At 53.7% G+C, this 14,706-nt stretch carries 9 protein-coding genes; 4 read left to right on the forward strand and 5 right to left on the reverse strand.

Annotated elements, in window-relative coordinates; genetic code table 11:
* Positions 1–6: 6 nt before the first annotated feature.
* Together sbnA and PGL01S_RS04575 are read right to left on the reverse strand one after the other, a co-directional pair.
* On the reverse strand, positions 7–990 hold the full coding sequence (gene sbnA / locus PGL01S_RS04570) for a 2,3-diaminopropionate biosynthesis protein SbnA (protein ID WP_127491875.1): 984 nt from the start codon (positions 988–990) through the stop codon (positions 7–9).
* Positions 987–2,249: a phenylacetate--CoA ligase family protein gene (locus PGL01S_RS04575; protein WP_127491877.1), complete on the reverse strand. Its 1,263-nt coding sequence runs from the start codon at positions 2,247–2,249 to the stop codon at positions 987–989. Before PGL01S_RS04575 ends, sbnA begins: the two co-directional genes overlap by 4 nt.
* A 152-nt stretch (positions 2,250–2,401) precedes the next feature.
* On the opposite strand from PGL01S_RS04575, the gene PGL01S_RS04580 reads away from it, so the two are divergent.
* The 3 genes from PGL01S_RS04580 to msrA all read left to right on the forward strand — a co-directional run bounded on the left by PGL01S_RS04580 (position 2,402) and on the right by msrA (position 4,628).
* Positions 2,402–3,151 carry a YheC/YheD family protein gene (locus PGL01S_RS04580; protein ID WP_127491879.1) on the forward strand — a complete coding sequence of 250 codons (750 nt, stop codon included), beginning with the start codon at positions 2,402–2,404 and terminating at the stop codon, positions 3,149–3,151.
* A gap of 137 nt (positions 3,152–3,288) precedes the next feature.
* Positions 3,289–3,954 (forward strand): ABC transporter ATP-binding protein, encoded by a 666-nt coding sequence (locus tag PGL01S_RS04585; protein WP_127491881.1) that lies wholly within the window; start codon positions 3,289–3,291, stop codon positions 3,952–3,954.
* Between the two features lie 152 nt (positions 3,955–4,106).
* Positions 4,107–4,628, forward strand: coding sequence for a peptide-methionine (S)-S-oxide reductase MsrA (gene msrA / locus PGL01S_RS04590; RefSeq protein ID WP_127491883.1), 522 nt, complete (start codon positions 4,107–4,109; stop codon positions 4,626–4,628).
* Between the two features lie 73 nt (positions 4,629–4,701).
* Here the strand turns inward: msrA and PGL01S_RS04595 are convergent, their stop codons facing one another.
* Both PGL01S_RS04595 and PGL01S_RS04600 read right to left on the reverse strand, forming a co-directional pair.
* Positions 4,702–5,694 (reverse strand): NADPH:quinone oxidoreductase family protein, encoded by a 993-nt coding sequence (locus tag PGL01S_RS04595; RefSeq protein ID WP_127491885.1) that lies wholly within the window; start codon positions 5,692–5,694, stop codon positions 4,702–4,704.
* Positions 5,695–5,772: 78 nt separating this feature from the next.
* Positions 5,773–6,447: an O-methyltransferase gene (locus tag PGL01S_RS04600; RefSeq protein WP_244935505.1), complete on the reverse strand. Its 675-nt coding sequence runs from the start codon at positions 6,445–6,447 to the stop codon at positions 5,773–5,775.
* Positions 6,448–6,573: 126 nt separating this feature from the next.
* Between PGL01S_RS04600 and PGL01S_RS04605 the strand changes: the two genes are divergently transcribed.
* On the forward strand, positions 6,574–7,470 hold the full coding sequence (locus tag PGL01S_RS04605; protein WP_127491887.1) for a LysR substrate-binding domain-containing protein: 897 nt from the start codon (positions 6,574–6,576) through the stop codon (positions 7,468–7,470).
* A gap of 564 nt (positions 7,471–8,034) precedes the next feature.
* On the opposite strand, the gene PGL01S_RS04610 is transcribed toward PGL01S_RS04605, so the two are convergent.
* Positions 8,035–14,529 (reverse strand): alpha-amylase family glycosyl hydrolase, encoded by a 6,495-nt coding sequence (locus PGL01S_RS04610; protein ID WP_127491889.1) that lies wholly within the window; start codon positions 14,527–14,529, stop codon positions 8,035–8,037.
* Positions 14,530–14,706 lie beyond the last annotated feature (177 nt).

A 14,706-nucleotide genomic window follows, 5' to 3' on the forward strand; every position in this document is an offset into this window, starting at 1 on the left:
TCCTCCTTACTTATGCAGTCCGGACGTAAAAGCTTCGCCGAATATCCGTGTTACCCACGTATCGTCATAAACGGTATTCAAATAGCGTTCTCCCCGGTCCGGCAGCAGTACCGCGCAGGTTGAGCCGGGCTCGATGAACGGACTATATTTTTCTACAGCCGCTATCACTCCCCCAGAGGAGCCTCCGGCCAGAATGGATTCCATGCGAACCAGCTTTCGGCAGCCGGCAATGCAATCTCGGTCGTTTACGCGTACAACCTCATGAATCCCCTCGTCCGGACAAAGCCCCGGCTTAATGCCTGCCCCAAGTCCGGGCAGCAGACGCGTAACCTTCCCCTTTTCCCCGCCAAAAATAATGCTGCCTTCCGCATCTACCGCAATGACCTTCGTCTGCAGCCCGTTTTCCCGGATGTAGTCCACGCAGCCCCGAATCGTTCCGCAGGTGCTAACGCCGCAGAACAAATAATCCAACTTGGGAAGATCGGCGGCCATCTCGGCCATAGTCGTCCGCTGATGGGACAAGGCATTGTTTTTGTTGCCGTATTGATTCGGCCAAAAAGCATCCGGCAGCCGCTTTAGCCACCTGCGAACGCGGGCAAGCCGTGCGGGCACGAATTCTCCCGTCTCCGGATCAGGCTTCTCGACCAGATCAATTCTTGCTCCGTAAGCCCGGAGCACGCGAAGATTCGCTTCCGTTGTTTTGGGATCTACCACGCATATAAACTTAAAGCCCATCGTGTTGCACAGCTGCGCAAGCCCTACCGCGAGATTGCCCGAACTGGACTCCACGATAACGGAGCCGGGTTTAATCCGGCCATCCAATAACGCGGCCTCCAGCATAGCCTTTGCCGGACGGTCCTTTACGCTTCCGCCGGGATTATGCATCTCCAGCTTCGCGTATACCTCAAAATCGGCATGACCAAACAGTCTTCCAAGCTTCACCATGGGGGTATTGCCAATCATGGACGCAACATTATCGTAAACGCTCATCCATGATCCCTTCCTTCGCTGCCCTGCTGCACAAACAGCTTTTTCTGCTTAATCGGCTTTTTCCCCGTTCCCTCCGGCATAGCGGAGTCCGTATCTTTGCCAAGAAACAAAACATCCATTTGTTCCAGCAGACCGCCCCGGATCATCGCGCCGATCGCGGGGATCGTGCTATGCAGCTCATCGCGAACCGCTGTCCTCGTACCTTCATCTAAATCATCAGCAGTCGTAATGTTGACCTGCAGCTTATTGCCGTTCACAAGCACCTTCACTACGGCCTGCCGGACATGCTTGAAGATCGCATTTTCGATATCGTAAATGCTGATTTTTTCCCCATGCTTGAGCTCCGGTCCGACCCGCTTCACAATAGCATCAAAGGTGGTCATCCGCTTGCCGTCCCGCTCTTCGACCCTTAAATCGCGGACAACATCGTAAGTGACGAAGCGAAGCGCCGGGAATCGCCGACGCACAAGCGAGGTTAACACCAGGAGCTGCTCTCCGGCAGGAAGCTCGACGTCGGGCAGACCTGCCTCAGCCGGTTCCACGCCCTCGGCTATAATGCCGTCCATAACCACATACCGTTCGATCGTCCGGTCATAATAAGCAATTGTTCCAATTTCGATGCTGCCCAGCGTATCCATTACGTCCCGTTCGGTAATGCCAAGACGTTCCGCAACCCGCTGACGCCACGCGGGCGGTGCCGGCTCCCCAACCAGAATGACGCATCGCACGCCCCAGTTAAAATCCGGAGGCGCAACGCGAAGCATCCCGTCAAGCAGAGAAGGCATCGTATACAGCACATCCGGTTGATACTCCGCAATACGGATCAAATGGGCGGCTGCAGGCAAGCCAAATGGAACCGATTCGCATGCAAGACCTAGCTCTTCGAATATTTGCACCGCCGTAGCTTCCGCATGCCCCGTCCCCATATCGCTTAATGCCCGGGAAACTTCATAGTTTTTGAGGAGCTGTGCAAACATTTCTTTTTTATACTGAATATAAGCATCCTCGTCGCTGGCATCATAATAGATAGCTTTTCTTTTATTGCCGCTTGTACCCGAAGTCCGGTAGACATTCCAGTCTAGCGGAACAGCCTTCTCGTCGCTCTCGTAATAGGGCAGCAATCTGTCCTGCGTGAGAAGAGGAACATCCTCCCAATTGAAGCTTTTATTATCCCCGGTCATCTCTTTATACCAAGGATACAGCAGTCTCACTTCCTCCCATTTGGCGCGTAGAGAAGGTAAATTCATAGAAATAGGCATGAAGCATCCTCCATTTCAGTCGATCATTCTACCATCCTATGCGCCCCAAAAGAGAATCGCCCCGCATAAGGCCCACTCGAAGCAGAAAAGGCAAGCATATCTTAACTCTGTAAGACTACCATGTCAGGAAGACGGAGGAAGATTGTGTCCCTATGAGAAAAAGAAGAGGCGTATATAACAAATGGGCCAAAACCATTGTTCTGAACCGAAAAGCTTCAACGCGTAGTCATGTTCCGCATACTCTCCTATTCAGCGAAAAATCTTTGAAGAGCATGCTGCGGCTCTACCAAATGGTTTATGTCAAACCAAATGCCGGCTCCCACGGCGATGGGGTTATGCGAGTGGAACACAAGAACGGTACCTATTCTTATCAGCTCGGTGCAAAAAAGAGAAGCAATCTGACCTGGGCGCAGCTTGTCGCTTCCTTGACGCACAAAATCCAAGGCACCAAGTACATTATTCAACGCGGCATTCATTTGTCCAGATTCAAAAACCGGATTTACGACCTTCGGGTCGAAGTGCAATTAAACGAGTACGGGCGCTGGCAGATTACCGGCATGCTTGCCCGGGTTGCCCAGCAAGGCATGGCCGTAACCAACGGGGCGCAAGGCGCCGATGTTTACCCCTTTAGATCCGTAATCGCATCGCATGGAGGGACCGAGCTAGTTCGCAAGGTGGCTTCTCAGTTGAATAGCATGTGCATCGAATGCGCACATCAACTTAAAGCCCAGTATCCCTTCTTGACCGAGCTAGGCTTCGACATTGCGCTGGACCAGCAGCTGCATCCTTGGATTCTCGAAGTGAATACAACCCCTGAGGCTATTCCCTTCAAGAAGCTCCCGACGCTAAAAATGTACAAACGCATTCTCCATTTGCGCAAATTGAATGCCCGCAGAACTTAAGCGCAACAAGGAAAAACTTATTTGCTCTGATATTTTGAACAAGCTTTTTGAATAACTTCTATAGTAGGTCGATGCTTACGAAAACAAGAATTGCTTGTGATTTCTTAAGCCAATGCTTACGAGGAGGGTTCAACAGGATGTCCATCGTTCAAATGGAGCAGATTACGAAGCATTACCGCATGGGCGGGCAGCGTTACACGGCCTTGCAGCATATTTCGCTGGAAGTGCAGGAAGGCGAATTTGTTGCCATTCAAGGGCCGTCCGGCTCCGGTAAATCTACGCTCATGAATATCATGGGCTGCCTGGACACTGCCGACAGCGGCACTTATGTGCTGGAGGGCAGACGGGTATCGGCAATGAACGATAATCAACTGGCGGATGTGCGCAACAGGAGGATCGGGTTTATTTTTCAAAGCTATAATCTGATACCAACCTTGTCGGCCTACGACAATGTAGAGCTGCCGTTAATCTACCGGGGAATTCCCGGGCATCAGAGAAAAAAAGCGGTGCTGGATACGCTCGAATCGGTTGGGCTGAGCGGACATCTGCACCACCGCCCGGCGGAATTGTCAGGGGGGCAGCAGCAAAGGGTCGCAATTGCGAGAGCGCTTGCAACAAATCCTTCGATACTGCTCGCGGATGAACCTACGGGCGCGCTCGATTCGCATACGGGAAAAGAAATCATGGCGCTTTTAACCAAGCTGCATGCGGAAGGCCATACGATTATCCTGATCACCCATGATCAGGCGGTAGCTTCGTACGCGGATCGAATCCTATATATTAGAGATGGAGCTATTGCTTAAATCTTAAGCCTCATTGCTTTCCGGCTGTATGCGGAGGGTTATGGGGCTTATTGGCGTGCGGAAGCGGCGAAATTGACTTCTTACGCCGGACAAGTTACTTTTAGACAATAAACAATGGCAAGTCAACGCAAGCAAAGAAAGGGTTATGTAAAATGTCACTTACGCATGCAACTTTTGCCGGAGGATGCTTCTGGTGTATGGTTACGCCTTTTGAGGAGCTTCCAGGCATTCACGGGATCGTATCCGGTTATATGGGAGGCCATGTGGCCAATCCGACTTACGAAGAGGTTAAAAAAGGGACAACCGGTCATCTCGAGGTCGTCCAGATTACGTTCGATCCGGCGGTATTCCCTTATGAACGCCTGCTTGAGCTATTCTGGCCGCAGATTGACCCAACCGATGACGAAGGACAGTTCCAGGATCGCGGGAGCCAGTACCGCACAGCAATCTTCTATTATAACGAGGAGCAGAAGGATCTCGCCCTTGCTTCCAAGCAGGCGCTGGCGTTATCCGGTCGCTTCGACAAGCCGATTGTGACGGAGATTCGGGAGGCGGAGACGTTCTACCCGGCGGAGGATTATCATCAGGATTATCACAAGAAGAATCCGAAGCATTACAAAGAAGACCGCGCCCAGTCCGGACGCGACGAATTTATTGAGCAGAACTGGAAATGATCGTTGTCTTCGCAAAAAGAAACCCGCTTGGCCTGCCGTTATAATCGATACGGCAAGCAAGCGGGTTTTCTTTTTATCCAAGCTTTACGATTGTCCGGCCGCGCACTTGACCTTGCAAAATAAGGGCAAGCTCCTCCGGCAGCTGCTCCAGCTGGATTTCGTTTACGATCGTGTTGCTTAGCATCGTAGGCTTCAGGTCTGAGGCGAGGCGCTCCCAAACCCGGCTGCGGAGCTCCATCGGACATTCCACCGAGTCGATGCCAAGCCAGTTCACCCCTCTAAGAATAAAAGGATAAACCGAGGTCTCAACTTCAACGCCGCCGGTTAATCCGCTTGTGGCAACGGATCCTCCGTATTGGAGCGTGCTCAGCAGGTAGGAAAGTGTTTTCCCCCCAACCGGATCCACGGCAGCCGCCCAGAGCGGTCGCCGGATCGGCCTCTGTTCCGTTTCCGTCAGTTCATCCCTATGAATGACATGCTTGGCGCCAAGCTCCTTCAAGTAAGCCTCTTCGCTGAGTCTTCCCGTGCTGGCCGTTACCTCGTAACCCCGTTTGGCAAGTATGTTGACGGCAACGCTGCCTACCCCACCGCTTGCACCTGCGACAACGACCGGACCTTTCTCCGGTGTTAGTCCGTTATCCTCAAGCCGCTGAACGGATAACGCCGCCGTAAAGCCCGCCGTTCCCAGGATCATGGCCTCTCGTTGCGTAAGCCCGGTTGGCAAAGGAACAACCCAGCTTGCGGGAACCCGTGCCAGCTCGCTGTATCCCCCATAATGCGTTACGCCAAGACCATAGCTTGTTACGATGACTTCATCCCCCGGCTTATAACGCGGATCCGTAGATTCGGTTACGGTGCCGGAAAGGTCGATGCCCGGGATATGCGGATAGCTTTTTATCATTCGCCCCCAAATTCCAACCATCCCGTCTTTATAGTTCACGCTGGAGTAGGCGACTCGAACGGTTACTTCTCCTTCGGGCAGATCGGCGGTAGTCAGATTTTTAATCGTTAGCGTTGGCGCTTCTTCCCCATTGTTATCCGCTACTAAAGCACGGAAGTGATCCATTCTTGCATCCACTCCTTCGGTTTCGTTTCTTCCATTGTACCGGAAAGAGAAGGGCACATCCAAATCGGGGAAGATTAATTAGCTCTTGACGATGCCCAACGCAAAGCCGTCATAGCCTTTGGCTCCAACCGTCTGGATAGCCGTTGCCGTCATTCGCGGATCCTCAGCAAGCAGTTCCATGAATTTGCGTATGCCTTGAACGCGGGGATCCGTGCTGTGTCTGTTTGTTACCTCTCCCTCGCGAACGACATTGTCGCCAACGATAACCGTGCCGGGACGGGAGAGGCGCAGCGCCCATTGCAGATAAAGGGGGTTATTCGGTTTGTCGGCATCAATGAAAATGAGGTCAAAAGGCTCCGCCCCTTCCTCCTCCAGCTTTGCTAATTGCTCCAGCGCTTCACCGACCCTTATCTCTACCTTTTCGCTAAGTCCGGCTAATGCGATATTTTGACCGGCGACAACCGCATGATGGGGATCAAGCTCCAGCGTGATCAGCTTTCCGTGCTCCGGCAGTGCCCTTGCCATCCAGATCGTGCTGTAGCCGCCAAGCGTACCAATCTCCAATATCCGTTCCGCGCCAATCATCTGAGCATAAAGGCTGAGCAGCTTCCCTTGATTCGGCGCCACGTCGATGGCGGGCAGATCGGCCTCTTTGTTGTTTGCCAGCACCTGCTCCAGAATGGAGTCCTGCTGAATGAGCTGCTCCGTCAGGTAGGCATCAACTTTTTCCCAAGTGTGCAATGTACTCATCATAATCACTTCTCCTCGCTTTGAATTGACTTTCTGCTTCCATAGTAAGCGAGTTATAATGATAAGAATAATATATGTTTTTCTTGAACTTATATATTTCATATATAGATTGATTGGAGGAGCCGCGTTTTGAATTTGCATGCCTTGCGTTTGTTTCATACGATTGCCGCAGCGGGGAGCGTAACCCGCGCATCTGAGCTGCTGAACATCAGTCAGCCTGCGATTACGGCCCAGATCAAGAAGTTTGAGAAAGAGCTGATGCTCGATCTCTTCAAGCCTCAAGGTAGAGGAATCGCGTTAACCGATGCAGGCGAGGAGCTTTCCGTGCTGGCTAAAAGACTGTTTGCCGTGGAGCATCAGATCGAGCAATTTGCCGTGAACTACCGCAGCGGCACTATCGGCAGCATCCGGCTTGCCGCTACCTATTTGCCTGCCCACTTCCTTATCCCGGCTTGGATCGCCAAGTTCAAGCAGCAGTTCGAGCAGGTCGAAATGAATATCACGACAACCAACTCAAGCGGGGCCTTACAGCTGCTGCTGGACGTCGAAGCCGATATCGCCATATTTGGCGGAATGGCCGAGAATTATCCGGACACGATTCAGGCGGAAGAATTGTTTCAGGATGAATTATGGTTTGTTGTAGCGCCAGGCCACCGGTATGCTAATCAGCAGGTTACGCTGTCCGAGATGATGAAGGAGCCATTTGTCATGCGCGAGGAAGGCAGTTCGACACGCGAACGCCTGCTGTCCTTATGCCGCACCTACAATTCCGCGGTTCCGACCATCTCCCTGCAATTCAACGGATTGCATGAAGCAATCACTGCCGTGATCGCAGGCTACGGCGCCAACTTCGTCTCCTCCCTCGTCGTCCGCGATTACGTCGAACGCGGTGAGCTCGCCCGCGTCTATGTCGAAGGGATCGAGCTCAAGAACACCATCGCCATCTGCACCCGCAAAAACGAGCCGCTCCCCGCCTCGGCGATAAACCTCGTGCAGATGATCCGGCAGAATCCGTATGTGAGGTAGAACCTCGCATACGGCTATCCCAGCTCATTGCCTCTTCCCTCATCGCACCCTACCATCCCAGCTCATTCCCTCTGCAAGTCGGGTTTTTCCTCTTATTTCGCTCATCGCGCCCTACTATCCCAGCTCATATCCGCTGCAAGTCGAGTTTTTCCTCTTATTTCGCTTCTCGCACCCTACTATCCCAGCTCATATCCGCTGCAAGTCGGTTTTTTCCTCTTATTTTGAACTTAGAGCAGCCGGCTTTTTGCCTGCTACTGGACTACCAACAGCCAGCTGCCTCTCGTCTCTCCACATGCAGCAGGCTTTTTGCCTGCTACTGGACCACCAGCAGCCAGCTGCCTCTCATCCTTCCGCATGCAGCAGGCTTTTTGCCTGCTACTGGACCACCAGCAGCCAGCTGCCTCTCATCTTTCCACATGCAGCAGGCTTTTTGCCTGCTATTCAACTAACAGCAACCGGCTGCTTCCCCTCCCATCTCTTGCAGCAGGCATTCTGCCTGCTATTGCCCCAGCTCCACCATGAAGACGCAAAAAAGCTGCCCCATTGGGGACAGCTTTCCGTCTGCTACAAGCCTAGCAGCTTGTAAATCACCTTCGCGCTTTCGGCACGGGTAGTGTTGCCTTGCGGGTCGAATTTGCCTTGGCCCTTGCCGTTGATGAAGCCAAGCTTTACGGCTGCATCAATGGACGCTTTTGCCCAGTCATGGATAGCGGCGGAATCATTGAAGGTGTTGCCTTCCGTATTGCCCTCCACGCTGCTCTCTACTTTCTTGCCGCTTTTCGCTTCGTACGCGCGCATGAGCATAACGGCCATCTCTTCGCGCGTAATGACTGCGTTTGGCGCAAAGGTTGTAGCGGTACGCCCTTTGATTATGCCCGCTTCTGCCGCCGCTGCAACGCTATCGGCATACCAGCTGCTGGCTGCTACATCCGCGAAGCCAGCCGGCTTGGTCGCCTGCAGGCTCATTGCCCGAACAAGCAGAGCTGCAAATTCAGCACGGGTCACGCTGCGTTCCGGCTCAAATCGGCCTGCCGTTACGCCAGTTATAACATGCTTAGATGCAAGTTCTCTGATCATTTCCCATGCCCAATGAGTCACAGGAACATCTCCAAAGGTCTTCGCATACTCCAATGCCGCATACTTGGAGAAATGCTGAATATTTGCCGTCATTGTACCGTCTGCATTTAACGTTCCTCCGACATACTCCAGCTTGCCCTCGTCTGCCACATAGTAAATACCGGTCAGCTTTTTGTTGGCATCGCTATCCAGCTTAAATGTCAGCTTCAGCGGCTCGTCAAACTTGCTTAATACCGCCGCTTCCTTGCCATTGCCATCCACTAGCGCCAGGCGGAATTCAACTACGGCGGAACCCGGGCTTAACTCCGCACCGTCTGATGCAGCAGCTTTTTTCAGCAAGTCCTGCTGCGCCGCTGCATCAAGCGGCTTAAGCTGCAGGACAATATGCGAAGCAGCACTCGACGCAGAGCCTCCCGCTTTCTTCACCAGCTCTTGCAGCATCGCGCTTGGGATGAGCAGCGTCAGATCTCCTTGCTTCAGCTCCAGCGGCTTGCTGCCCAACAGCTCAGCAGCCCCCACCGGCAGGAGTACTTCCGTTTTACCCTCAACTGCAACAGTCACTTTACTGTCGCCGGCTTGCTTAACCGCATCCTTCAGCTGCTGTTCGGTCACCGTTACCGAAGAGCTGCCCGGCGTCACTCCGCCGCCGCTGCTGCCACTGCCATTTCCGTTGCCGTTACCATTGCCGTTTCCGCTATCGCCGCCGTCTCTCGTAATCACAAGCTCCATCGTTTTGGTCGCTTGCGAGGCGCGGCCTTTATCCGTGTACCAATCCTGCGCCAGGGTTTCGGCGCTTGGTTCAATGTGAAGCGTAAAGCGGTTCTCGCCCGGTTCAAGCGGAATATTGTCCGCATACACGTTGCCGTAAGCATCCATTGCACCGTCAGCAAGCGGCTGATCGTTAATCGTAAAGTCCACGCCATACGGCACATTGGCACGCAGCGTAAAGGACTCTTCCTTGGTGTCGTACGAGATATCCTCGCCGTAAGAGATACGCGGCATCGTCAAGATCATCGGCATATCCACCCAGCGCAGGACGTAATCGTCGACGACCATCGTATTGCCGCCCTGGTTCTTAATCGTCAGCCTCATATTCGTATCCGTCGAGGAGTACGCATAGTTGCCGGCATCCACGGTATCGCTTGCCAGCCGGGCATGCGAGGTAAATGCCTCTGTCGCCCAGGTGCCGCGGGTATATTTGTATTGAATGGACTTGCCCGCCATCATTTTGAAGCTGTATTCCACCACATCTCGGGTTGTGGCGCCGCTTGGAACGGACAGCTTGTTGCCTGCCGAATTCCAGCCGTTCAGATCGCCCGCCAAGTAAATATCGTCTTGAACCGGCGTATAGCTAGGCAAATGAACGCGGAGCTTCACATCAACCATAACAAGCTTTGGCGTCACCGATTGCTCGCCCGAGTAAGCCCGGTTATACGCGCTGTCTACGGCAGCTACCTTGTACGTATAAGCCGTATCGTTGCTGACCGTAAAGTCCACATAAGACACAGCTGTTTTGGCCGCCGTTGCAATCTTCACAAATCCCGAATCCGCCGTCTTGCGGAAAATCTCGTAATGATCCACCGTGGTTTCCTCGGGATCCTCCGTCCAGTTCAGCAGCACGCGGTTGGATTCCACCGCAATCTCCGCAAGCACCGGAGCCTTCGGAGCCTCGGTATCCGAGCTGTCTGCCTGAACAGGCACCGCTGCCTCAGCCGATTCGGTATACGACTCGCCGTTATCCGTAGATACCCTCGCAAAATAATGATACGTGCCCGCTTCCGTTGGTTCAAAAGCAGCCCAGTATACCTTTCCGCCGTCTTCCGTATCGGATTTATAGCGAAGCTTGGTATCCTCAGCCGTTGCTTTGCCTGTGCCCTCTTTATAGAACGCAAGGCGTCCGATGACGTTTGGCGCTTCCTTGCCGGCATAAGCCGCGTTGTCCGTCAGACCGGGAATATCAATCGTTACTTCAATATCGGAAGTCTTATGGCCAACGCCAAGCGTTACTTCCTCCGACTGCTTCGTAATTTCCACGCTGCTGACCGGGAACGATGGCGTAGCCGAGCCGTAGTCGCTGAGCGGGCTTTCACCGTCTTTCGTCACGGCCGTCACCGTGTAGTAATATTTTTTGCCGTTCACGACATTCGTATCGGTCCAGCTTGCGTCTGCCGGCTGTCCTGCCAGCTGCAACTGCCCGCCTTCAATCGCCGCGCGGTATACGTTATAGCCGGAAGCGCCGGCTACCGCATCCCAAGTCAAAGCTACCTGCCCATTGCCGCCAGTCGCACGGATATTCAACACCTGCGGAACCTGAACCAGCTCCGAGGTCGACGTCATCATGAGACCGCTCATCGCTTTTATCGTCAGCGTCACTTTACCGCCGGCAACGGCTGCTTCTACATTGCTGCCAAGCTCGTCTTTCAGCGTCAGACCTTCCGGCAGGAAGCCTGCCACATCCGCTTGAATGGACGCATCCGAAGAGCCTCGGTTCACCACGACAAGGCCGCCTTGGCTGCCCGTTTTCCGGGCATAAGCAATGACATCGCCCGTATTATAAGCCGTCTTCAGCTCGCCTGTACGGAACACTTCATTGTTTTCGCGCACAGTGCCTGCCTTTTGATACGTGTCGAACAGAGAAGCATATTTCCCAACCCCGGTATACTCTCCGCCGGATTCCGATACGCGCTCCCAAGGGAACGTACGGCGGGAGTCGGGATCTTTTGTACCCGCAAGACCAACCTCATCCCCGTAATAAATCGTTGGCGCACCCGGATAACCCATTTGGAAAATGGCCGTCAGCGCCTGCATCTTCAGCGCTTTGTCCGAAGCCTCCGGCGCGATCGCCAAATGCTCCTCTTCCCACTCCGGCTTATCGTATTTCGTTATCGAACGGATCGTATCATGGGAATCGACCAGATTGAGCATCACTTCCCAAGCCTCGGCCGGATAATCCTCGCGGATCGACTCCAGCGCATCGTTAAACTGCTGGGCGTTGCCGCCAAGGATAAAGCTTTGCAGCGCGCCGCGGAAACGGTAGTTCATCACCGAATCGAACTGATCCCCAAGCAGGAACCGCGTTGCTACGCCCCACTCTTCGCCCAGAATAATCGGCTCCGGAATGGTCTCGCCACTCTTGTCCTTGCGGCCTTCCGTCGACTTCACCGCTTCGCGGAACTTCTGCCAGGTGCCCGCGGATACATCCGGCGCAACGTCGAGCCGCCAGCCGTTTGCCCCCATCCAGCCCCAGCGCTGCGAGTTCGCCTTCTGCATCATCGCGGAAGCTTCTTCGTCCGTCTTGCCCGTCAGATTATGGCCGATAACGAGGTCGCGGTAACCTTGAACGTTCCATTCATGGTTGCCCGGAAGGCCTTCCGTATCGCCGGCTGCAGGCGTCGGCGCATCAATGACAGGCAAGGAATCGTAACCCCACCAGCCTTCGTATTTGTAGTGGCCGTCTACCTTTTCATTGGTTACCGTAAACCAGGTTGTAAAATCAAAATCGTCCGGATACGCGTAATGCTTGCCCGTAGCCGGGTTGATCTGGGCGGTAAAGGAATCAATGACCTGCTGTTTCGCAACATCAAGCGCCAGGCCATTGTCATTTACTTTGTCGTACACTTTTGCCCAGAACTCGTAAGCTCCGATCTCCGGGTATTTCTCATAGCGGTCAAAATAAATCGAATCATCGCCGACATGGTTAAACACACCGTCAACAATGAGCATAATCCCCATCTGATGGGCTTTTTTCGCAAATTCGGTGAAAATGCGGTCGGAAGCTACCCTCGTCGCTTCGTAATCCAGCCCGGAGCTTGGATCGCCGGGCGTATTGTACACCGGCTCGCCAAACATCGGATCCAGATGCTCGTAGTCGGTAGCATCGTACTTATGGTTCGAGCCTGCCCAGGCAACCGGGTTGAAGTAGATAACGTTTACGCCAATGGACTTCAGGTAATCAAGCTTCTGCGAAGCCCCTTGAATATCGCCGCCGTAGAACTCGTTCGTCCATACGCCGTCCGATTTCGCATCCGGGAAGTATGGCTTTTGCTCCGGCGAGATCCGGTCCGGATTTTCCGGCACGGTCGACCAGGTTCCGTCTACCTGATCCGGCGTTGGATCATTGGCCACTCCGCCGTCAAAATATTGCAGCTCATAGCCGCCCTTCGAAGTCACACCGGCCGTTGCGCCATCCCCATCGGCAGGACCGCGGTAGCCGTCCTCCGTCTTCGCCCGGTTATTGTCTTTGTTGCCGTCATAGAACCGGTCGGGGAAAATCTGATACACGACCGCATTTTTCATCCAATCCGGCGTCGTAAAATCTTTATCGTAAACGGTCAGATCGTAAGGCAGCACGCCTTCATCCGCCGTTGTGCCGGTACCGCCGCGCGAACCGTCATCGCCGTATTCCACCTTCGCCGTTCCGTCGATCAGGATAAATTTGTAGCCCCATACCCCGATGCCCTTGAACGTCGAGCCCGGGATCGTCACTTCCCAATAATCCTTGTCGTCAAAGGAAGTCGCTTTGTGCATATCAAAGGCCGAAGCAAGCCCTTCCGGATTGCTCAGCTCTACCCGTACAACCTGCGCGTCGCCCGCTTCCGTCGCGATGCGGAGCGTTACATCCTCTATGCCTTCTTTTATCGCGCCAAACGGCTTCTTGTAAGTAACCGACCGGGAATCAAACAGCAGCTTGTCGCGCTTGATCATCCCGTCAAACTGGCTGTCCGCCGGCTTGTAATTCGTCACGATCGTCCGCTCCGCAGGCACGGTGCTGAACGTGATGTCGGCCGGATCCAGTGTCGTCAAAATAAAATTGTCATTGCCCGATCCGTAATTATTCGCCGACCAATCGTCGCCCTGAACCACCTTCATCTCATAACGGCCTGCAGGCAGCGTACGCTGCAGCTTATAGACCGAGCCGTCAAAGTTGTAATCGACAAAGAGCTGCTTCGCTTGATCAGGCGCCCATGCGCCCTCGCCGAACTGCGTCTGAATGTCGCCAACAAGCCGCGGCCATTCCGCAGCGTCAAGAACCGGCGTGTATTGCGGAATGCCGCTTGCTCCCGGCACGCTGATCCGAACTTTGCCAAGCTCGTCATTGACATAGAAATTCACTTTCGATGGAGCCGCCAGGTCAAAAGCAAAGTTATTGCCGTTGTCCGAATAACCGTCCCATGTACCTTGTCGGACCAGCTTGAACTCGTAATGGCCCGCGTCCAGCACGGTCGAATAAGAGTAAAACTCGCCAACGAGATGGCTCATGAGCGTATCCGCCGAAGCGTTATTCCATCCTTGGAAGGAACCGGCAACCACCCATTTGGCGCTGCCTCCCGGCTGGTTCGCGAATACATCCCGGGCCGGTGCGTTTGCCGGAGGTTCGCCAACTAGAATCTTGCTGTTTCCGTTCGACGTTTCCGAATTCGTAGGATCCTGGAACCAAATGCTTGGCAGCCCGTCAGCCGCCGAAATAAATTTATACGTATAAGTCCCGTCCGCTAGCGATTCAGCCGCAAAAGTATAATTACCCTCGCTTAGCACCATTTCATGCTGATCGTCAAAAGCATTCGCGTCAAAGCTTCCCGCCACCTTGAAATGCGGCGTATAGCTTAGATGAATCTTGCTGTTCTCGTCCGAAGTCACGCTCAGGTTCGGATTATCCAGCCAGTTGCCGTTCACCAGAAACTTGTAGCCATAGGCCTTGTTAGGCGCATCGCCCGTCACCTCTGCCGTGTACGTACCGTCACCGTCCCCATCGGTAAGCGTTACGGCCGGATCGCTCCAGCCGTTGAAATCGCCTTTGGCCGTAATGCCGACCGATGATCTCGGCAGAACAAAATGAATCGTGCTACCCTCCGCATAGGTTCCGCTGACAGCGCTTGCTTGAACCTGCTTGGGCATCAGCCCCACCACCTGAATAACCATCATGATCGCCAGCAGCAGCGACCATACTCTTGTCTGTTTTCTGCTCCTCACATGCTTCATCATATGCGCGTAATCCTCCCTAGTACCTTTAAATTGGGCAAACGATTGCACAACAAGACGCAAAAAAGCTCCTTTCCGCTGATAAAAAAAGCTATCCCTTGGGTTAGAAGAGATAGCGGGGTTGTTCCGGCTTTTGCAGTAAAGACCGGAAGGCATTGCCCTTAAATTAGGCATTTATCA

It is taken from the genome of Paenibacillus glycanilyticus NBRC 16618 (assembly GCF_004000805.1).
Lineage (GTDB): Bacteria > Bacillota > Bacilli > Paenibacillales > Paenibacillaceae > Pristimantibacillus > Pristimantibacillus glycanilyticus.

What these genes read in the sequence shown, in the direction of transcription:
- sbnA (WP_127491875.1), bottom strand. Translation starts at nt 990, where the DNA reads ATGAGCGTTTACGATAATGTTGCGTCCATGATTGGCAATACCCCCATG.
- PGL01S_RS04575 (WP_127491877.1), bottom strand. Translation starts at nt 2,249, where the DNA reads ATGCCTATTTCTATGAATTTACCTTCTCTACGCGCCAAATGGGAGGAA.
- PGL01S_RS04580 (WP_127491879.1), top strand. Translation starts at nt 2,402, where the DNA reads ATGAGAAAAAGAAGAGGCGTATATAACAAATGGGCCAAAACCATTGTT.
- PGL01S_RS04585 (WP_127491881.1), top strand. Translation starts at nt 3,289, where the DNA reads ATGTCCATCGTTCAAATGGAGCAGATTACGAAGCATTACCGCATGGGC.
- msrA (WP_127491883.1), top strand. Translation starts at nt 4,107, where the DNA reads ATGTCACTTACGCATGCAACTTTTGCCGGAGGATGCTTCTGGTGTATG.
- PGL01S_RS04595 (WP_127491885.1), bottom strand. Translation starts at nt 5,694, where the DNA reads ATGGATCACTTCCGTGCTTTAGTAGCGGATAACAATGGGGAAGAAGCG.
- PGL01S_RS04600 (WP_244935505.1), bottom strand. Translation starts at nt 6,447, where the DNA reads ATGATGAGTACATTGCACACTTGGGAAAAAGTTGATGCCTACCTGACG.
- PGL01S_RS04610 (WP_127491889.1), bottom strand. Translation starts at nt 14,529, where the DNA reads ATGATGAAGCATGTGAGGAGCAGAAAACAGACAAGAGTATGGTCGCTG.